General features: G+C 50.8%; 21 protein-coding genes and 1 pseudogene. 19 read left to right on the top strand and 3 right to left on the bottom strand.

Features of this window, described 5'->3' with window-relative positions; genetic code table 11:
- Positions 1-119: 119 nt before the first annotated feature.
- The 4 genes and pseudogenes from ACLIN2_RS21805 to ACLIN2_RS21790 form a co-directional block, all read left to right on the top strand.
- Positions 120-920 (top strand): nucleotidyltransferase domain-containing protein, encoded by an 801-nt coding sequence (locus ACLIN2_RS21805; protein WP_411502110.1) that lies wholly within the window; start codon positions 120-122, stop codon positions 918-920.
- A gap of 547 nt (positions 921-1,467) precedes the next feature.
- Positions 1,468-2,046 (top strand): LysE family translocator, encoded by a 579-nt coding sequence (locus ACLIN2_RS21800; protein ID WP_122960619.1) that lies wholly within the window; start codon positions 1,468-1,470, stop codon positions 2,044-2,046.
- A gap of 25 nt (positions 2,047-2,071) precedes the next feature.
- Positions 2,072-2,884, top strand: a complete 813-nt coding sequence (locus tag ACLIN2_RS21795; protein WP_310228378.1) for an AraC family transcriptional regulator — start codon at positions 2,072-2,074, stop codon at positions 2,882-2,884.
- Positions 2,885-3,053: 169 nt separating this feature from the next.
- Positions 3,054-3,413 (top strand): annotated as a pseudogene (locus tag ACLIN2_RS21790) (VOC family protein); the annotation flags it as partial.
- A gap of 335 nt (positions 3,414-3,748) precedes the next feature.
- On the opposite strand, the gene ilvD reads toward ACLIN2_RS21790, so the two are convergent.
- Positions 3,749-5,425: a dihydroxy-acid dehydratase gene (gene ilvD / locus ACLIN2_RS21785; protein WP_400585258.1), complete on the bottom strand. Its 1,677-nt coding sequence runs from the start codon at positions 5,423-5,425 to the stop codon at positions 3,749-3,751.
- A 219-nt stretch (positions 5,426-5,644) separates the two neighbouring features.
- On the opposite strand from ilvD, the gene ACLIN2_RS21780 reads away from it, so the two are divergent.
- Positions 5,645-6,115: a PaaI family thioesterase gene (locus tag ACLIN2_RS21780; RefSeq protein ID WP_411502109.1), complete on the top strand. Its 471-nt coding sequence runs from the start codon at positions 5,645-5,647 to the stop codon at positions 6,113-6,115.
- Positions 6,116-6,190: 75 nt separating this feature from the next.
- Here the strand turns inward: ACLIN2_RS21780 and ACLIN2_RS21775 are convergent, their stop codons facing one another.
- Complete coding sequence (locus tag ACLIN2_RS21775; protein WP_411502108.1) at positions 6,191-6,568, bottom strand: hypothetical protein; 378 nt, start codon at positions 6,566-6,568, stop codon at positions 6,191-6,193.
- A gap of 117 nt (positions 6,569-6,685) precedes the next feature.
- Here ACLIN2_RS21775 and ACLIN2_RS21770 point away from each other — a divergent pair, with 117 nt between their 5' ends.
- From ACLIN2_RS21770 to cysC, 14 genes are all read left to right on the top strand, one after another.
- On the top strand, positions 6,686-7,462 hold the full coding sequence (locus ACLIN2_RS21770; RefSeq protein WP_092268624.1) for an inositol monophosphatase family protein: 777 nt from the start codon (positions 6,686-6,688) through the stop codon (positions 7,460-7,462).
- A gap of 150 nt (positions 7,463-7,612) precedes the next feature.
- Positions 7,613-8,062 carry a hypothetical protein gene (locus tag ACLIN2_RS21765; protein WP_411502107.1) on the top strand — a complete coding sequence of 150 codons (450 nt, stop codon included), beginning with the start codon at positions 7,613-7,615 and terminating at the stop codon, positions 8,060-8,062.
- Between the two features lie 12 nt (positions 8,063-8,074).
- Positions 8,075-8,359 (top strand): hypothetical protein, encoded by a 285-nt coding sequence (locus tag ACLIN2_RS21760; protein WP_092268626.1) that lies wholly within the window; start codon positions 8,075-8,077, stop codon positions 8,357-8,359.
- Positions 8,360-8,371: 12 nt separating this feature from the next.
- Positions 8,372-9,613: a glutathionylspermidine synthase family protein gene (locus ACLIN2_RS21755; protein ID WP_411502106.1), complete on the top strand. Its 1,242-nt coding sequence runs from the start codon at positions 8,372-8,374 to the stop codon at positions 9,611-9,613.
- Between the two features lie 19 nt (positions 9,614-9,632).
- On the top strand, positions 9,633-10,070 hold the full coding sequence (locus ACLIN2_RS21750) for a DUF350 domain-containing protein (protein WP_411502105.1): 438 nt from the start codon (positions 9,633-9,635) through the stop codon (positions 10,068-10,070).
- Positions 10,071-10,112: 42 nt separating this feature from the next.
- Positions 10,113-10,877 (top strand): potassium channel family protein, encoded by a 765-nt coding sequence (locus ACLIN2_RS21745; protein ID WP_411502104.1) that lies wholly within the window; start codon positions 10,113-10,115, stop codon positions 10,875-10,877.
- Between the two features lie 186 nt (positions 10,878-11,063).
- Positions 11,064-11,876: a sirohydrochlorin chelatase gene (locus tag ACLIN2_RS21740; protein WP_092268634.1), complete on the top strand. Its 813-nt coding sequence runs from the start codon at positions 11,064-11,066 to the stop codon at positions 11,874-11,876.
- Positions 11,842-13,458, top strand: a complete 1,617-nt coding sequence (locus ACLIN2_RS21735) for a nitrite/sulfite reductase (RefSeq protein WP_092268636.1) — start codon at positions 11,842-11,844, stop codon at positions 13,456-13,458. The genes ACLIN2_RS21740 and ACLIN2_RS21735 overlap by 35 nt, the downstream gene beginning before the upstream one ends.
- Before the next feature lie 33 nt (positions 13,459-13,491).
- A complete protein-coding gene (locus tag ACLIN2_RS21730) occupies positions 13,492-13,731 on the top strand; it encodes a DUF3906 family protein (RefSeq protein WP_092268638.1) in 240 nt (79 codons plus the stop codon).
- 28 nt (positions 13,732-13,759) lie between these two features.
- Positions 13,760-15,244: a uroporphyrinogen-III C-methyltransferase gene (cobA, locus tag ACLIN2_RS21725; RefSeq protein WP_411502103.1), complete on the top strand. Its 1,485-nt coding sequence runs from the start codon at positions 13,760-13,762 to the stop codon at positions 15,242-15,244.
- Between the two features lie 37 nt (positions 15,245-15,281).
- The gene (locus ACLIN2_RS21720) at positions 15,282-16,367 is read left to right on the top strand and encodes an inorganic phosphate transporter (protein WP_411502102.1); all 1,086 of its coding nucleotides are present in this window, start codon (positions 15,282-15,284) and stop codon (positions 16,365-16,367) included.
- On the top strand, positions 16,364-17,083 hold the full coding sequence (locus ACLIN2_RS21715; protein WP_411502101.1) for a phosphoadenylyl-sulfate reductase: 720 nt from the start codon (positions 16,364-16,366) through the stop codon (positions 17,081-17,083). Before ACLIN2_RS21720 ends, ACLIN2_RS21715 begins: the two co-directional genes overlap by 4 nt.
- A 46-nt stretch (positions 17,084-17,129) precedes the next feature.
- Positions 17,130-18,281, top strand: a complete 1,152-nt coding sequence (sat, locus tag ACLIN2_RS21710; RefSeq protein ID WP_411502100.1) for a sulfate adenylyltransferase — start codon at positions 17,130-17,132, stop codon at positions 18,279-18,281.
- A gap of 14 nt (positions 18,282-18,295) precedes the next feature.
- Entirely contained in the window at positions 18,296-18,901 is a 606-nt protein-coding gene (cysC, locus tag ACLIN2_RS21705) for an adenylyl-sulfate kinase (RefSeq protein ID WP_411502099.1), read from the top strand.
- 61 nt (positions 18,902-18,962) lie between these two features.
- Here the strand turns inward: cysC and ACLIN2_RS21700 are convergent, their stop codons facing one another.
- Positions 18,963-20,249, bottom strand: a complete 1,287-nt coding sequence (locus ACLIN2_RS21700; protein WP_411502098.1) for a hypothetical protein — start codon at positions 20,247-20,249, stop codon at positions 18,963-18,965.
- Positions 20,250-20,329: the final 80 nt, after the last annotated feature.

Raw genomic sequence — 20,329 nt, 5'->3', positions numbered from 1 at the left:
AAATTTCTTCCTTGTCGTAATACTTTTGCCATGTTCCGGCAGGGCTGTTTCAGCGAAGATGGATGTAACAAATCGAGCAATACCAAGCTTGTAAATACCTACAGAGAGGGGAAACTCGCATGTCACCATACAAATCGCTCATCCTGCATGAGCTTGCAAAAATCGAACAAGAAGAGAACGTCCAGATCCTGTTCGCATGTGAATCGGGGAGCAGGGCGTGGGGGTTTCCTTCATTGGATAGTGACTATGATGTTCGCTTTGTCTACGTACGACCGGTGGAATGGTACTTGTCCATCGACGATCGGCGTGATGTCATCGAGCGACCTATCCATAACATGCTGGATATCAACGGCTGGGATCTGAGAAAAGCTTTACAGCTCTTTCGAAAGTCCAATCCACCTCTGCTGGAATGGCTGCAATCCCCGATCTCTTACATGGAAAAGTACAGTATTGCTGAGCAGCTGCGAAGCCTTTCTTCTTTCACCTATTCGCCAAAGTCCTGTATGTACCATTATCTCAATATGGCAAAGGGCAACGAGCGTGACTATCTCAGGGCAGAGCAGGTTCGGGTCAAAAAGTACTTCTACGTTTTGCGGCCCATTCTCGCTTGCGAATGGTTGCGGAAGTATGACAGTACCCCGCCCATGGAGTTTGCAAAGCTCGTGGAGACTTTGATCCCGCAGGATAGCGAGCTGTACCAGGTCATTTTGGAGCTGCTGGCTCGCAAGCGGGAGGGAGAAGAGCTGGATGTGGAGCCGAGAATCCCGGTCATCCATACTTACGTGCAAGAGAAGCTTTCGCACCTGGAGAGCCTGGCTGCGTTGCTAACTCACGGACGTGATGCTACCGAGGAACTGAATACACTGTTTCGCTCCGCTTTGCATGAAGTGTGGAGCACGCCAATACGATGGAACAAATAGAAGGGAGCGGTATCGGATGGCGATTGTACAAATGAGCTCGAAGAATCCTTATTTCCACTGGTTCCATCTACCGCTCGAAGCACTCCCTGCACTCCTGACCTGTTTCTCCATAAATCATGGAGCATGTCTTCAAAGAATGTGTGGTAATATGAGGTAATTATGGGTAACTGTTGGAGGGATGATCGATGACATGGGTTAGTGGAAACATCATTCTCATAGACAATGCATGGTGGATTCTCATTCCACTACTGCTCGTGATTATCGGGTTTTCCTGTTTCGTTGTGGGACTGTTTTACAGATTTGATAGAGTGAATCTAACCGTTACGGCGATCTGTTTTTTGTGCCTGCTTCTCTTTTGCTTGGGAAGTTATTTATTTTTGGGCTAATCGGTGTCATGTGACAGGGGGTAGTCAGGAGCGGGGATCAACCCTGTGACTGGCTGCCTCTTTTCTATAACAGCGAACGTGGATCGCCCTGCAATAATGTACTATATGTCAGTTTCATTTCGATGTAAATTTCATGAGAATACGGGAAAGGAGTTTTCCTCATGAATCTTACATCTTTGCTGATATACTGTTTTATCGTTACTTTTACACCCGGACCTACGAACATTGTTATACTATCCACAGTGAATAACTTTGGGACGAAAAAGGCAATGGAATACACGTATGGAGCAACGGTTGCTTTTGGTCTGTTGCTTGCTGTTTCTGCTATGCTAAATACGATGCTTTTGACTTTCCTTCCAAAAATTTTACTCGTCATGCAGATAATCGGAACTATTTACATGTTCTATCTTGCCTATCAAATTTACAAAATGGACACATCAGCATCACCCACTGTAAACCAGGCAGGTACCTTTGCTTCAGGCTTCTTCATGCAGTTTGTGAATCCGAAAGTGATCTTGTTTACAATGACTGTTATTCCCAGCTATGTTTTGCCCTTCGATACCTCTATGCCTGCGGTAGCATTGAGTGCTTTTGCTATTACGCTCATTGGATTTTTCGCATTTGTGACATGGGTTCTCTTCGGTACGATCTTCAAGCAGTTTTTACAAGCGCATAAAAAGATCGTAAATGTCATCATGGCATTGTTTTTAGGTTTTGCTGCAATCGTGATGTGGATGTAAGAAAGCTCGTGAGGAGGTGAACGAGATGGACAAATTTATCTACAAAAAGTCGGCTGGTATCACGGCGCTGTCAGCCAGTATGACCGATTTTATGTATAAAAGGCACGCGCACGAGGAGTATGCAATCGGCGTTACCTTGCGAGGGATTCAACATTTTAACATGGATGGCTGCTTGCAGTTATCCTATCAAAATGGCGTCATGCTTTTTAATCCAGAGCAGGCGCACGACGGCATGGCACATGATGAGACAGGTCTTGATTATGTCATGCTGTATATTGATCCCAAATTGCTGTTAGAGATGGTCGAGAAAAAAGAGATTGTACGTTTTTCCAGCCCTATTGTGTATGATTCCAGACTGAGACAAAAAATCCTCAATCTTTCTCATGGCATATTTAGCGGAAAAGACGAGGCGCTGTGCAATGAATTACTTCTATCGCTCGCAGATGGTCTGGTTCAAGCGAATCTTTCTCCAGAGCCCAAGAAAGATCTCCCTCTGATTAGAAAAGCAAAGGATATGCTTCAAAGCAACCTGGAAAAGGTCCTTTCGCTTGACGAAATAGGCAAGGAGCTTCAACTATCAAAGTTTCAGTTTATCCGATTCTTCAAGGCTCACACGGGGATTTCACCCTACCAATACTTCCTGAATTGCAAGATCGAACGTGCAAAACAGTTGATTGAAAAAAACAGGGACGTATATTCAGCGGTAGCTGCATGTGGCTTTGTCGATCTCACTCATTTAAATAAGCACTTTAAAAGCGTGTATGGAACAACTGCCTTTGAATATTTGTCGCATGTAAATGAGGGCGGAGGCAGGGTGGGCACTCTCAGGGGGGACTAACTGCTACAGTGCCTACAAAAGTAAAAGAGTCATTCCTAAAAAAAACAGCTTGCAACAGCTGGTCCATATCATGGGTGTAGCTATCGAGTCGTTGCTGTGCCAGTTCGGTTCGTGACATGGGATCACATCCATTTTAGAAAGATTGAAACTATAATAACAACTTTTTCAGGAATTTCACGAACAGGCAATTGGTGCCGAAGTCCTCTCAATTATTACATACGGTGATATGCCGGAAATGCCGAATACTTTCTCTAATGATGCAAAGAATCTCGTCGCACACGCAAAGTTGCGAGTTGGCGAAACAGAGCTCATGCTTTCGGATGCTCCAAGCGGTTCGTCAATTCCGCAGGGCAAGCAGGTAGCCATTTGCATTTCAAGTAATAACGTGGAACAATCCAAACGCTTTTTTGAAGCCTTACGACAAGACGGTCAAGTAAATATGCCGTTTGAAGTGACCCCGTTTAGTCCAGGTTTTGGTGATGTAACTGACAAGTTCGGCGTGACCTTTCAAATCTATACGGAAATCTAAAGCACACATAGAAAGGGAATGAGTGTGAAAACCAACACCCATTCACGAAGTACACATAAAGAACGGCAGCCTGCGTCAGGGGGCTGTCGTTTTTACTCTTTTTTGGGCAAGATCGACATTCTTATACTCTCGCACTATTGAAAGTTTTGATGATGGTATCCAAACTAGCGATTGGACGCCCCTCGACTCCATCAAGTAAGGTTACCTAATAAAGTCTGAATAGTAAAACAGAGGCGAACACAATTGAGATGAGAGGTGTCAAAACCAGCAAAAACCCCCTTACACAGCGTAAGGGGGTTTTGCCTGTCCACTTGTATCGGCGGCCTCGTGTGAAACTAGAATTTCAGCACAGCACCGTTACTTGCGTTGGTTACCATTTTGGAGTAGCGAGCCAGGTAACCGGTTTTCACTTTTGGTTCAAACTCCTTCCAGCCTTCTGCACGGCGAGCCAGTTCAGCTTCGTCTACATGCAGCTGGATGGAGCGGTCTTCCAGATCGATGGAGATGATGTCGCCGTCTTGTACGAAAGCGATAGGGCCGCCTTCAGCAGCTTCTGGGGACACGTGACCGATACTGATTCCGCGGGAAGCGCCGGAGAAACGTCCGTCCGTGACGAGTGCCACTTCTTTCCCCAGTCCCATACCCACGATTTGTGAGGTAGGTGCCAGCATTTCCGGCATACCTGGACCGCCTTTTGGTCCTTCGTAGCGGATGACCACGACATGGCCGGATTTGATTTTGCCGGAAGCGATACCTTCCAGGGCATCTTCCTGCGAGTCGAAGCAGATCGCTGGACCTTCATGGCGTTTGATGGAAGGATCGACGCCACCGGTTTTGATGATGGAGCCTTTCTCCGCCAGGTTACCGAACAGAACGGACAGACCGCCGGATTCGCTGTACGGGTTTTCCAGACGACGGATGACTTTGTCGTCTTTGATGTCCGCTTCGGCGATATTTTCTGCCAAGGTTTTACCCGTTACGGTGATGCGGTCAGGGTGGATCGCACCTGCTTTGCGGGAGATTTCCTTCAGTACGGCAGAAACGCCGCCTGCTTCATGGCAATCCTCGATGTGGTAGTCAGAGGATGGAGCCAGCTTGCAAATATGGGGAACGCGTTTTGCTACTTCGTTGATGCGTTCGATTGGGTATTCAAAGCCAGCTTCTTGCGCGATGGCCAAGGTATGGAGAACGGTATTGGTAGAACCGCCCATAGCCATGTCCAGAGCAAAAGCGTCGTCAATCGCTTCGAGAGTCACGATGTCACGAGGCTTGATGTCTTGTTCGATCAGATGCTTCAATTTTTCAGCAGAGGATTTCACCAGCTCTTTGCGCTCTGGAGAAACGGCGAGTACGGTACCGTTGCCTGGGAGAGCGAGACCGATTGCTTCCAAGAGGCAGTTCATCGAGTTGGCAGTGAACATACCGGAACAGGAACCGCAAGTAGGGCAGCCGTATTGCTCCAGCTCTTCAAGCTGTTTGTCGTCGATCAGACCGGCTTGGTGGGCACCTACGCCTTCAAATACGGAGGATAGGGAGATCGAGCGTCCATCGCTGGTTTTCCCTGCTTTCATCGGGCCGCCAGTTACGAATACGGTCGGGATGTTGACGCGCAGGGCACCCATGATCATACCAGGGGTGATTTTGTCACAGTTCGGGATACAGATCATACCGTCGAACCAGTGAGCAGCTACTACGGTTTCCAAGCTGTCCGCGATGATCTCGCGGCTAGGCAGCGAGTAGCGCATACCGATGTGACCCATGGCGATTCCGTCGTCTACACCGATGGTATTGAATTCAAAAGGAACCATTCCAGCAGCACGAACCGCTTCTTTTACGATTTTTCCGAATTCTTGGAGATGCACGTGACCTGGAATGATGTCGATGTAAGAGTTGCAGATGGCGATAAACGGTTTGTCGAAATCCTCTTCCTTTACACCTGCTGCGCGCAGCAAGCTGCGGTGAGGAGCGCGGTCGAAACCTTTTTTGATCATATCACTACGCTGTCGTGCCAATTGAAAAACTCCCTTCCATATAGATGAAACCTGTCTTTTTGTTTTGCACTATCTTAACACTTTTCTATTAATAGAAACAACCGTAAAAGTCTGAACATTTGCTCAGAGTTGCACTTGTACAACATCGTCAAACCCCGTGATTATCTTACGCGTAATAGAATTCTAGGCTGGATTGGGCTACAATAAAGAAATCGATTATTTTTTCTTGGAGTGAACAAAATGATAGAAGAATTAAAAAATGTCTGGGAGGAAGGCAGAGAGGAAGAGCAGGAAATACTGAGACTCGCCCTCCAAGCCATTCGCCAAAAGCGAGAGCGCAACAGCTCTTTTATATCGGGCTTCCTCGGCTTGAAAGGGGAGCTTGTGGATGAACGTACGTATCGTTTTCACATACCGATCACCGTGTTCATGCACAACTCGACTGGAGCCGTTCATGGCGGTCTGTTGGCTACTCTCGTTGATTCGGTGATGGGCTCGCTCGTCAATCGGTCACTGTCGCCGGAAGAATACGCTGTGACCACCGAGCTGAAGATGAACTACCTGCGCCCGGGAAAGGGAGAAACGCTGCGAGCCGAAGCGACTTTCCTGCATCGTGGACAGACATCGGTCGTAATGGAAGCCAGCGTATATGATGACCGAAACAAAAGAGTCGCGCACGGAACGGGAACATTCATGGTATTGAAGCGTTAGTCAGCACAAAAAACAGGAAAAAACCTCTGCGCACAAAAGCGTGTGAGAGGCTTTCCGGTTGGTCTTGCAAGCAAATCACCGGATAGTGACAAGCCCACTGTATTGCGAAATATACGCGAGCAGCTTGGATGAGAGTGGCACGATAAACTCCATGTTTTCCCTCTCGACGATCCCCGAACGAGAGATGACGCGGGCCCATTTGACGACAAGCTTGTAGTAGTCGGAGCCAAAGGTGGAGTGAATTGTCTCGCTTTGATAGCGAAAGGAAACGGGAGCCGTGTCCAGCTTGACCGGGACCATGCTCACGATGTCATGCAAGAATAAATGGTATGTCGTGTGTGGTTTGAAGAATACCAGTTCCTTGCTTGTGACGGAGCAACCGAGGCTGGTGTTCATTTGTGAGAATTTGAGCTCGCCTTCCATATTCTTTAGGCGGATAAAGTCGCTGTTCATGGTTGTTCCCCTCCAGTCAGTAAGTCGGAAATGGGTGTCTCTCTATCATAGTAAGGTGCAAGACCACAGTGCAAGTGAAAACAATGGAATGGAAGAGAAAAGAAGGAGATGGAGTCCATGCTGGAAATTGCCAAGCAGGCAGCAAAAGTAGCGGGGGAGTACCTTCAGGGACGTTTTTTGGAGCAGCTCGTGCCAGATGAAGAGCTGCACAACGATGTCAAATTGCCCGAGGACAAAGAAAGCGAGCGGCGGATCATTGAGGTGATTCACGGTCATTTTCCTACCCATACCATTTTCTCGGAAGAAGTGGGCATGGTATCCCGCGAAGAAGAGTATTTATGGATCGTAGACCCGCTGGATGGGACGAATAATTATTTTATTGGCTTTCCATATTTCTCAGTGTCGATTGCTTTGCAGCACAAAGGGGAGCTCGTACTGGGCGTTGTCTACAACCCAGTGGCAGGTCAGATGTTTTGGGCGGAGAAAGGAAAAGGCGCGTATTTAAATGGTAAGCGGCTGTCCGTCAATGACCGGACCGATTTGACCCGGGCCGTTGGAACCTATATTCGTGGAAGAAACACGGTGACAAAAGAACAGGAGCTCGATTTCACCAAGCCGTTTATGATAAACACGAAGCGCCTGCTGCGCAACGTAGCTCCGGCGCTGGATTGGTGCCTGCTGGCGAACGGCTGGCTGGACTACGTCGTCATGCAGCGTTCGGGGATCATGGATGTCGCTGCCGGAATCGTCATTGCACAGGAAGCTGGAGCCACCATCACGGACTGGAAAGGCAGCGCGTATCAGCACGAGCCGTTTACGCAAGAGGGCTTTCGCTCCTTGCTGGCGAGCAATGGACACTTGCATGAAACCATTCGCGGCTTGATCGAGGAATAGACGACAGCCCATCGCTCTTGGCAAGATCCGGCAGCAGCAATTCGATGATTGCTGAACTGCCGGTTTTTTCATTCAGGAAAATTGGGAACCATTATTTCCCTAATCCGTATTACTGGATTGTCTGTAAGATGGAAAGCTGAGGTGAAAAAGATGGCACGCTTGGAATACCGATTGCTGGATGAAGCAAATGGTTATCCGCTACTGTTCTATTATGAGCGAATTGACAAGGATGAGGTCTCCCTGCGATTTGCTTGCGATTATCTGGTCAAAGGGCACGTTGTGTATGAGAAGACCTCTTGCGCAGTCGAGCCCAGCTGCTATGTTGTGTATGTCAAGCGTTCGACGGAGGAACAGGCAGTCGATTATGCGAACACAGCGTCAGCTCGCTGGGGAAGCATACTAATCGAGCTCAGGCATTTTCGGGAAGGGACAACGACATATCCACTGGTGCATACCTACTATTGCAAGGATGATGACGATGCCTTACTCTACCTGCAGAGCGATTATTTGATGCACGACGGTCAGGAGTGGGAAAAGACTTCGACCGAAGTGGATGAAGACCGGCGCGTATACGTGTATTATGCGCAGCCAACGTTGTAGGAGGAAGAAAAGATGGCTCATACCAAGACAGCCAAGATGGTCGGCTTGTTCGTGGCTGCTGCATTGACCGTCACGGGATGCTCCTCGTCGTCAGATTATGATGATGATTGCTATGATGACGATAACGATGGATATTGTGACGACGGCGGCCGTTCCGGCGGAAGCTCGTCTACGTACTATCGCTCGGGCACAAGCAAGTACAAAAGCAGCTCAACCGGGGTAAGCAGTGGCTCCTCCGGGTTCAGCTCCAGCAGTTCCAAGGGTGGAATTGGCAGCTCTGGCACAAGCTCCGGGTAATGAGGGATGACGATGGAAAAATGGACGCAATCAGAGCGGGAACAGTTATACGGACCGATGCGAGAGGAAGGCATTTTTACCTGGGACAGGATGTACGGAGAAGAGTATGCGCTGGCGGATATTCATCTCATTTCGAGAACGCTTCGTGACGAGCTGGCTCGGGCGACGAGCGGATTAGGCGCTGTCTTTACAAAGGTTGTCCCGGTGCTGCAGCAGGCAGAGGATACTCTCCTGCTTGATTTGGGGGTACCGGAGCAGGCGCTGCAGGCTGTTCGCAAAGCCGTATTGCCTGACATGCCAACAGTGATTGGACGCTTCGACTTTGCGCAGACGTCTGAAGGCTTGAAAATGCTGGAGTGCAACAGCGATACGCCGACGGGTATTGTAGAAGCGTTTTACGTAAACGGGCAAGCCTGTCGCTTTTATCAGCATGAGAACCCCAACGCTGGCATGGATTCGCATTTCGCGTCTGCCTTTAAAAAGCTGCTCCGGGCGTATCGCAAGCACGGATATTCCACCGAGCAGATCTGGTTCAGCTCACTGGATTGGCACGAGGAGGACAAAGGGACTACCCAGTATCTCCTCAGTCGATCGGGGCTCTCTGCCAGGTTCGCCGCCCTTGAGCAGCTGCGTGTCTGGAACGATCGATTGTATGCGCAGGATGGTGATCATTTGCGTCCTGTCGATCTTCTTTATCGACTGCATGCGCTGGAAAAGCTGGCAGAGGAGCGCGATGAAGACGGCTATCCCACAGGTGCCCATGTCCTCTCGCTGATCGCGGATCAAAAGCTCGCTATTATCAACCCGCCAAGTGCCTTTTTAATCCAGACCAAAGCGTTACAGGCACTCATCTGGAGTCTGCACGAGGAAGGGGAGTTTTTCGATTGCGACGAGCAGGACTTGATCGCCACCTACATGCTTCCTACCTATTTTGAAAACCGTTTTCTAGGAGAATCCGACTACGTCACCAAGCCTGTTTTTGGACGGGAGGGCGGGGGAGTCACTCTCTTTGATGCAGCGGGAGAAATCGTGGACAAAGACCAGGAGGACAGCTATTGGGAGCAGCCCATGATTTATCAGAAGCGGGTAGAGCTTCCCAGGATCACGGTGAAGACCGAGGGTGGCCCCTACGATGGGCGGCTGCTGTGGGGCTCGTTCTGGATTGGCGGGCACGCTTCTGCTATCGTCGCTCGTGTCGGTGGACCTATTACGAATAACATGTCCTACTATTTGCCGGTAGGGCTAGAAGGATAGCGAGGGGGAGATAAACGTCATGGATTCGCAGTTCGGTTATTTATTGAATTTCTTTACGTATTTGGTTGTGACACTTCCGATTTTGGCCCTGGGCATTTTCGTATTTACCTGGACGACTCCCTATAAGGAGTTCGAGCTGATCAAAAACGGCTCCCAGACGGATGACCCGAAAAAAGTGGCGGCGGCAAAAGCGGCCGCGCACGATTTGGGCGGAAAGATCATCGGCCTTTCAATCGTGCTCGCTTCGGCGGTCTATCATTCCGTGAGCTTGTGGGATCTCGTCATCTGGGGAATCGTCGGCATGATATTTCAAGTGCTGGTCTTTTACCTCTTTGAATGGATTACACCTTTTAAGGTAGTTTCGGAGATTCCGAATGGCAACGTATCTGTTGGCATCTTTGCATCTCGGTTGAGCATCGCAGCCGGTCTTTTGATGGCTGCCCTCATCAGCTACTAGCGAATGTAAGTCATACGATGCTTGGCCGGGGGAGGAGTCTGTTTGTTCTGGCGTGTGATTTACGAAATCTTTGTGATCATGCTTGTCATTACCTATGCAATCCTGTTGTCTGCAGACTTTTCCGTTCACCCGCTGCTGACAGATGAGCTGATGAATCAGGTGGATGTGGGACTCATCACGTTTTTGATCGTGGAGTACCTGGTCCGCTTGTGGAGGGCAAAGGACAAGCGCAAATTTATCATCAGCAACTGGTTCGATCTTGTAGCTATGATACCTTTCGATCATTATTTTTATTTGGCCAGATTCATGCGGATCATGAGGCTGATTCGCATTTTGAAAGCTTCTCCCTTTTTGTGGAGCGTCGTGCAGTCCGGCTCTATGCGCCGCGTCTTCGGCATCGTCTCGATGATCATGCTGTGGAGCTCACTGGCGATCTACCTGCTTGAATACGGCGTGAACGACAAAATCACGAGCTTTGGGGATGCACTCTGGTGGTCTGTTGTCACGACGACGACAGTGGGGTACGGCGACATTTCGCCTGTTACGCCAGGGGGACGCATCATGGCGACCATCCTGATGCTGACAGGGATTGGGATGCTGGGCGCCCTCACCGCCAATTTTGCTACCCATTGGACACAGCTGCATGATCACAGAGCGGGAGCGAAGCAGGATCGAGTCACCGACGAAATGAAAAAGCAAGTGATCGGACATATTCAAACGATGGAAGAACTGACGGAAGAAGAATACGAGTCATTGAAAGAGACCGTAGATTTGTTATACCGTCGCTGCAGGAAAAAAGAGAATTAGAACAAAGATAGCCGCTGAGTGTTTGCTTGGCGGTTTTTCTTTTCCCAGGGTACGTAAAATACAAGGAAGAGGAAGTTATATTAGGCAGAAATATCAATTTTTGATTGACGTAGGAAGGGAAAGGCAATTATAATTCCGAGTAACCGCATATGATTTATCTAATAAAGGTGAATAGGGGAGAATTCAATGGGGGAAACCGCGGTTCTGTTACTTGCACACGGTTCACCTGATCCAGATTGGCTGGAATTGGTTGAATCAGCAGTTCGTCAGTGCCGTCTCGACTTGCCCGTTCGAGTAGCCTTTCTCGGTGGCGTAGAAGGTCGCAGCATCCCGGAAGAGCGAGAGCGTCTGGAGCGAACTGGAGCGAAACGAATTATCGCGGTGCCGCTCTTTGTCACAGCAGGCAGCTCGCATGTGAATGAAATTCGAGAGCTACTGGGAATGGACAACGAGCATCCGGAGGCAGCGTCAATCCCTTGTCGCCAGGGTCGCTCGAGAATCGTGTGGTGCTCTCCGTTGGAGGATCATCCGGTGGTGGAAAAGATTGTCGCATCGCGTATTCAGACGTTAGCCAGAAATCCGCGCGCCGAATCCCTGCTGTTGGTAGGTCACGGAAACGAATCTGCCGTGGGCGGGGCCAAATGGGACAGGATGCTGCAAAGACTGACGCTGCGTCTGCAAAACAGGTTTCTGTTTGCGGGGGCCGGTTACGGTACGCTGCGCCCGGATACGTTGCGCGAACAAGCCCGCTTGTTGGCTGACAAAGGGGAGCTCATCGTCGTACCGCTTTTTGTTAGTCAGGGTTACTTCACTCGCAAAGCGATCCCGCAAAAACTGGATGGACTCTGTTACCGCTATGACGGAAGTGCGTATCTTCCGCATCCTTTGGTGGCGGAGTGGATCAGTCAATCGGTTCGCGCAGCAGTAGGAAATGACTTTTTCACACAAAGGGGAGTGTATGAGAATGGCAGAGAGAAAACAGTGGAAATGGGCAGATGATCCATCGTTGAACAAGATGGAATTCACCAAGCTTGAGAAAGACGGATTGGACGTCATTGAAACGATCGTCAACACGTATTCCAAAGAAGGCTTCCAATCGATTGAATCTTCTGACATGGACCGCTTTAAATGGGCGGGCGTCTACCAGCAGCGTCCCAAAGACGGGCATTTCATGATGCGTGTGCGCATTCCCGGTGGGATCCTGAACAGCGAGCAGGCACGTGCCCTGGCGAAAATCGCAGTAGATTACGGGCGTGACCTGGTCGATGTAACCACGCGGCAAGCCGTGCAGTTTCACTGGCTCACCGTCGAGTCACTGGCTGATATATTTGAGCGTCTCGCATCTGTAGGTCTTTCCTCCTTCGAGGCTTGTGGAGACTGCCCGCGTCAGATTATGGGCAACCCGCTTGCTGGGATCGATCCCCATGAAGTTCTGGACACACGCCCCCTGGTGGCTGAGCTCGAAAAATTTTTCCTGTTGAATCGGGAGTTTTCCAACCTCCCTCGCAAATATAAAATTTCCATTTCCGCCAATATACACAACGCCGCCCATGCGCAAATCAACGATCTGGCTTTCACACCAGCGAAGAAGACGATCGCCGGGGAGGAAGTCATCGGTTTCCATGTTTGGGTAGGAGGCGGGCTGTCGGCCAAGCCGCATTTGGCAAAAAAGCTTGATGTCTTTTGCCGACCGGAAGAGGTCGTGAAAGTAGCGGAAGGCGTCACGACTTTGTTCCGCGATTTCGGTTATCGTCAAAAGCGCACCCATGCCCGTCTGAAATTTCTCGTCGCAGATTGGGGAGCAGAGAAATTTAAAGAAGAGCTGATCAACCTCGTCGGTGAACTGGAAACCGAAGGCGAAGATCTGCTGAAGGGCTGGAATGGGGGCTATTTCTACGGCATTCACGAACAGCAGCAGGAAGGGCTGTACTATGCAGGTCTCTCCGTTCCGGTTGGACGGATGAATGCAGCAGAGCTGATCGAGCTGGCGCGTCTGGCAGATGAGTACGGGGATGGTACGATTGGTACCTGCAACACACAAAACGTGCTGATCCGCAACATTCCACAAGAGAAGGTGGCGGCTTTTCAGGCAGAGCCTCTCATCGTCAATCGCTTCAAGCTGACTCCGAACACCTTTGTTGGCTATGCGGTATCTTGTACGGGTACGGAGTATTGCAACCTGGCAATCGTCGAGACAAAAGAGCGGATGCGTTCCCTGGCGCTCTACTTGGATGACGCCGTGACGCTGGATACGCCTTTACGCATTCATATGATTGGCTGCCCGAACTCTTGTGGCCAGCGTCAAATTGCGGATATCGGTTTGCAGGGTGCATTGGTCAAAACGCCTGCTGGCATGGTCGAGGCGTTTGACATCCACGTAGGCGGTACCTTGGAAGAGGCACAGTTCAACCGCAAGCTGAATGCACGTATCACGGTAGATAAGCTGGGTCCTTTCCTGGCTCAACTGATTACGCTCTACAAAGAGGATCGCCAAGAAGGCGAGCAGTACTGGCGCTATGTAGAACGGGTAGGCTTGGAACGCATTCAGGAGCAGGTGGATTCCATTTTGCAGACGGCGTAAATACAAGAATGGCAGCAGAAATGAGGGACCGGCATGACAGAAGAGCAAACAGAGAGCTATCTATACAAACTAGAAGCGGAGCTGGAGGAAGGGCGACTGCTGACGGTGGTCGTCCTTGCCAAATCAGACGAGCGAGCATTCAGCACTGCTGAGAACAATATTTTGCGGCATACGATTTCACCGCCGCACATCAAACAGCTGAGTCTCGTCGAGAAGAAGCCGATCGGCAGACAAGGCGTAGGGTACGTCATCGAGACTTCCCATTTCGGATAAACAAAAGACCAGCGAGGGAGGGAGCACGATGACGAGAGGCAGTGTATGGTTTGTCGGGGCAGGACCAGGTGACCCGAAGCTGTTGACAATCAAAGGAATGGAAGCACTTAGTCGGGCTGATGTGGTTGTTTACGACCGTCTGGCAAATCCGCTGCTCCTGACGCACGTCAAGCCGCATGCACGACTGGTGTACTGCGGAAAGGAAGCAGATCGGCACACCTTGCCGCAGGAAGAGATCAACCGGCTGCTGGTTCAGGAAGCGCAAAGCGGTCATACCGTGGTCCGGTTAAAAGGGGGTGACCCCAGCATGTTCGGGCGTGTGGGAGAAGAGGCGCAGATGTGCCTCGAACACGGAGTCCCGTTTGAGATCGTGCCGGGGATTACCTCGGGCATGGCTGTGCCGCTCTATGCAGGTATTCCCCTTACGCATCGGGAGTACAATTCGTCTGTTGCATTCGTCACCGGTCATCTTTGCGAGAAAAATGCAGGCAAAGAGCCGGACTGGAGGGCGCTCGCCTCGATGGAAACGCTTGTGATCTACATGGGGGTCAAAAATTTGCCGTACATCAAAGAGCAGCTGCTTCTGCACGGCAAGCATTCGGATACCCCTGTTGCGCTCGTGCGCTGGGGCACCCTTGGAAAACAGGAAACAGTATCGGGAAGGCTGCAAACCATTGATCGGACGGTGTTGGAGGCGGGCTTTAAGGCACCTGCCATCATCGTCATCGGAGAGGTCGTTCACCTGCGTGAAAGTTTGAACTGGTACGAGAAAAAGCCGCTATTTGGTCAGCGAATGGCGGTCGCTTCTTGCCGGAAGGACGGGAGAGGACTGATCCAAGAGCTGGAACTTCTAGGTGCAGAAGTCTGGCCGATTCCGCTTCGGGAACAGCCTGCGTCATCACAAGGGCTGAGCGGGGATGCTGCTGCGTATGAATGGCTGGTTTTTGATGGCGTTCAGCATGTTCGGGCTTTTTTTCGGGACCTGTCGAGTCGGCGTTTCGATATTCGTCAGCTGACAGGCAAGATTGCGGTGGTCGGTAAAGAAACAGCGGCTTTATTAGAGGAAAAGGGCTTATACCCACAGCTTGTGTTCGAGGGTACAGTCCGGACTTCTGATCTGCATCAAGCGTTGTCCGCGAGAAGTGGCGAGCGAATCCTGCATATCACGAACGATTTAGGAGCAGGCATTTTCCAGGTGGAAGAAAGCACCGTACACCGTGTATCGGCCGCCGCGCTAGAGTGGGATTCGCAGCATCCAGCATCAGGCTGGTTCGCCTCGGAATCGTTCGACTGGTTGGCAACCGACGATCCAGCTGCGCTGTTCGCACTGGCTCAGTTCGCAGGTGAAGGCTGGCAGAAAAGGCGCCTTTTGTGCCTCGGTGAGGATGCGATGGCGCAAGCGAAAAAAATGGGCTGGGACGCAGTTATCGAATGCGAGGCAGGAACAGAACAGCTCACGAGCGTACTCGTTTCGTTGAAAACAGGAAAAGAAGCAGCACACCTCTATACGTAATCGTTAGACGGGCGTGTGATTGGAGGTGTTCGATCCCGTGGGATGGAGTTATGCTGCGATTGCGATTGCCTTGTTTTTTGCCATGAATATTGGAGCGAGCGGAACGGCGGCCTCTATGGGGGCAGCTTATGGGAGCGGGGCTGTTCGAAATAAGCGGTTGGCCATGGGTTTAGTAGCCATTGCTGCACTGCTAGGAGCCGTGCTAGGTGGCGGAGAGGTCGTCAAAACCATCAGTGGAGGCATTATTCCATCCAATCTGATGATCGTCGAGACCGTCGTCATCGTTCTGGCTTCTGCTACCCTGACCTTGTTCGGAGCCAATCTGCTGGGGGTCCCGCTTTCGACCAGCGAAGTGACGGTAGGCTCTATCGTCGGGGTCGGTCTTGCCTATCAGTCGATTTACCTGCAGAGTTTGCTCGTGATTGTTACCTTTTGGCTGATCATTCCGGTTGTCGCTTTTTTCGGCGCTTATGCCATCGGCAAGCTCATTCACCGAATCAACGTGCGGTACCCTGATCTGCAAAAGAAAGGGACGAATACGGAGCGCTGGCTTCGCTGGCTGTTGGTAGGCTGCGGAGTATACGAAGCTTTTTCAGCGGGGATGAACAATGTGGCGAATGCAGTAGGTCCATTGGTAGGGGCAGGCTTGATGAACACGAATTCCGGCATTTGGATCGGGGGAGCGGCAGTCGCTGTCGGCTGTCTGGCATTGGGCGGAAAGGTGCTGGAGACCAACGGGAAGAAAATCACTTCGCTCTCGCTCTTGCAGGGCAGTGCCGTGTCGGCGACAGGAGGGACATTAGTGATCGTCGCCTCGCTTTTCGGGATTCCGGTGCCGCTGACTCAGGCGACGACCTGTGCCATTTTGGGAGTAGGGACAGCAGAAAATGGCCTCAAGCTTTGGCAGAAGGGGATTATCAAGCAAATTATCATGGTTTGGATCGTCTCGCCCGTCTCTTCCCTTGCCGTTTCCTTTGCTTTTGTGCATGTGTTCCTTCGTTCCGATCTCTACATGCTGGCAGCGCTTATCAGCGTTTTCGTAGCGACACTTGGGTTTATCGGATTGATACGCCTCATTCGCAGGGAAAATAGTTCGATCAATGATCAAGGAGGCGGCATATGAGCCAATGGAGTTATGCTACGGCAACCGACGAACGACTCGCGGCACTCAACAAGGAGCTGGGAGGCGGCGACACGCTGGATGTCATCAAATGGGCGTATCAGACGTTTTCTGATGATTTGATCTACTCTTGCAGCTTTGGGGCAGAAGCGATGGTGCTTATCGATATGATCAACGATGTGAAAACGGATGCGAAAATCGTTTTTCTGGACACCCATCTTCACTTCCAGGAAACGTATGACCTGATCGAAAAAATACGTGCACGCTATCCCAAATTGCAAATTACCGTTAAACAGCCACAGCTGACACTAGAACAGCAGGCTGCCCAATACGGGGATGAGCTATGGCTTCGTCAGCCGGACCAATGCTGTCAGATTCGCAAGGTCGAGCCAATGGATCAGGCACTCCGGGGCGCTGTTGCTTGGTTGTCCGGGCTGCGTCGTGAACAGTCTGCGACTCGGGCAAATGTGCAGTTTGTCAATCGCGACGAGAAGTTTGAATCGTTGAAAATTTGTCCGCTCATCCACTGGAAATCCGAAGAAGTATGGCAGTACATACGGATTTTTGAGTTGCCCTACAATGCTTTGCACGACCAGAGCTACCCGAGCATCGGGTGTGCGCCTTGCACGCGTGCAGTTGCACCTGGGGAAGATGAGCGCGCAGGAAGATGGGCGGCGCATTCAGGAAAGACAGAGTGCGGTCTCCACCTGGCGAAGTAAAAACAAGCTGAGGACAAGAGAAAATAGAAACAAGGAGTGGGAATGGATGAGTGGAAGCACACCACACGGAGGCGCATTGGTCAACCGATTTCATCCGGAAGCAGATCTTGCGCGAGCGACAAAAGAGGTAGAGCTGGATGGCTTTGCCTTATCTGATCTGGAGCTGATTGCCATCGGTGCATTTAGCCCCATCACCGGTTTTTTGGATCGTCGAGACTATGAGTCTGTCGTCGAACGAATGAGACTTGCCGATGGAACCGTTTGGAGCATTCCCATCACACTGCCTGTGCCAGAAGGGGTGGCAGGAGGATTGCAAATCGGCGAGCCGGTTCGGTTGGTTCATCAGGGAATCGTGTACGGCTTGCTCGAGGTCACGGACATTTTCCAGCCAGATAAAAGGGCAGAAGCTCGGCTGGTATACGGAACAGACGATACAAACCATCCAGGCGTGAAAAAGCTACTGGAGCGCCCTGGCGTCTATCTCGCCGGTCCGATCACACTGGTAAAAAGGACGGATAAAGGGGAGTTCGCCAGCCATTACTTTGATCCGGCGGAAACAAGGGAGCTCTTTGCGGAGAAAGGCTGGAGGACGGTCGTGGGGTTTCAAACGCGAAACCCCGTACACCGTGCCCATGAGTACATTCAGAAGTCTGCACTTGAAATCGTCGATGGTCTTTTCTTGAATCCGCTAGTCGGGGAGACAAAGGCAGACGATATTCCAGCCGACGTGCGGATGAAAAGCTATCAGGTGCTGCTGGCGAAATACTATCCGGCATCCCGTGTGCAGCTGGCTGTCTTCCCTGCCGCCATGCGCTATGCAGGGCCGCGTGAAGCCATTTTCCATGCTATGGTCCGCAAAAACTACGGCTGCACCCACTTTATTGTAGGGCGTGATCATGCGGGTGTGGGAAATTACTACGGCACCTACGACGCTCAGCATATTTTTCGCAACTTCACAGCGGAGGAGCTGGGGATCACGCCGCTCTTCTTTGAAAACAGCTTTTATTGCCGCACGTGCGGGAACATGGCGTCGAACAAAACCTGCCCGCATGACGCAGATCATCACGTAGCACTGTCTGGTACGAAAGTGAGAGAGATGCTGTCGCGCGGAGAAGCTCCGCCGCCAGAATTCAGCCGTGCGGAAGTGGCTCGGGTCCTGATCGAGGGATTGCAGGCGCCAGTTAGTGCCAGAGACTAGGAGGTGCGCGAGAGATGAGCAGAGAGGGAACAGCCAATATCGTGTGGCATCCGACGACGGTGACCAAGGAAGATCGCCAAAAGAGAGCGGGACATAAAAGCTGCGTCATCTGGTTCACGGGTCTGTCAGGGGCAGGCAAGTCGACGCTCGCCAATGCCGTGGAGCACGAGCTGCATCAGCGGAGGCTGGCGAGCTATGTGCTGGATGGAGACAACATTCGCCATGGCTTAAACCGTGGACTGGGATTTTCAGCGGAGGACCGGAAAGAGAACATCCGGCGAATCGGTGAAGTTGCGAAGCTGTTTGTGGACGCTGGTGTGATTACGCTGACTGCCTTTATCTCCCCTTACTTGGAAGACCGTGCACTGGCACGCAGCTTGGTGGCAGAAGGAGAGTTCATCGAGGTCTACGTCAAATGCTCACTGGAGGAGTGCGAGCGTCGGGACGTGAAAGGCTTGTACGAAAAGGCGAGGAAGGGAGAGATCGGCCAGTTCACAGGTATCTCTTCCCCGTACGAGGAGCCGATAGCCCCTGAGCTGGTGATCGAGAGCGGGACGCTGTCGGTTGAGCAATCTGTGGCGACAGTCATCGATTACCTGCACCAAAGAGGGATCATCTGATCGCAAAAGAAAAAGCACGGCGCCCAATGAGCGTCGTGCTTTCTTTTGCGAGGGGGAAGTCTTAAGGAGCAGGAGTAGCTGGTACTTCTACTGCATCTGCTTCTTCCGCTTCCAGCTCAGCTTCCCATTCTTTTTGCCATTTGTGCTGCTCCAGCAAGCTTTCCGCTACGGGGCGCATGAAGCCTTTGTCGCTGAAGTTGTTGATTGCTTTTTCATCTGTGTAGAGCTGCTCTACAGTCAAGCCCGCATCTTTTGCAGGTACTTCGTATTTCGTCGCTTTTCCGAAGTTGTACGCGTATTGGTCAACCTCCAGGCCAACTGTCAAAGCTTGCTTCATCTCAGGAGTTTGGAAGGTTACGTCCAGCGAGCTCTTTTGATGAACAGCCATTTTCGCATCGTCGATGTAGAAGTCGAGGTTCCATGCGAGACCTTGGAAGCCTTCTTTCTTCATTTCCTCTACGATTTTTTCTGGTGTGTAAACTTTGGTAGTTTCGTCCAGCCATTTTTTAGCAGACTGGATACCTTCCGTTACGGCTGCTTCTGCCTGCGTGCGTTTTTCTGCTTCGGTCGTTTTGCCCAGCTCAGGATTCAGCTCTTCTTGCAGGGAGTTTGCGAGTACCATCATGTCGATCGCAAAGTCTTTCACGTCTTTGCTAGCAACGGCATCGTTCGCTGTGAAGAAGAACATTTTCACCAGTTCTTTGGCATCGATCTTGATGTTGATGTGGGTCGCCTGCACTTTTTCACCGTTTGGCAGGTTGACCGTTTCTACACCCAGATTTTTGGCGCTGGAGAAGGTGTATCCGTATTTGGCGATGTATTTTTTCACGAAGTTAATCGTGAGGTCGTTCATTTTATCCTGATATTCTTTCAGCTTAACCGGATCTACTTCAGAGTCGCTGTAAACACCGAGAGCATTGGTGGTATCCGCGCTGATTTTCAGGTATTTGCTATCGAGTGGCGATTTTGCGTAGAAATCGTCGTTGTTCACGATCAGTTCTACGGATGCCTTTTTGTCGCCATCCCACAGCTTGTTGTCACGAAGCAATTTATCGTCATTGACTTCGAACTGCACCTTTGTGTTTTTCAAATCCAGCTGGGAGCCTTTGACGTTCACACCAGCTTTGAGTGCAGCGAGCAGAGCTGTTTCATCATTGTCTACAGTTGTTTCTCCGAAAGCTGTTGGCAATTTATCGACGTCGCCTGTCAGCTTCAAAGTCCCTTGATAATCATAGTTCGGCTTTTCAATAGACGCCACGATCGAATCACGGACCAAAGAAGCTTCACCTGAGCAGCCCGTTAGAACCAGCATCCCCGCAACCAGCAGGGCGCTACTTTTTTTCCACATATTGTTGTTCCTCCCCTATGTATCCTTTTGCAGTCCCACTTTTATCTACGTTTAAAATGGGAAAAGGTTTCGCAAATACG

It is taken from the genome of Brevibacillus centrosporus (genome assembly GCF_046622605.1).
In the GTDB taxonomy this organism is placed as follows: domain Bacteria; phylum Bacillota; class Bacilli; order Brevibacillales; family Brevibacillaceae; genus Brevibacillus; species Brevibacillus centrosporus.
This window is presented reverse-complemented; position numbering and strand designations above follow the sequence as displayed.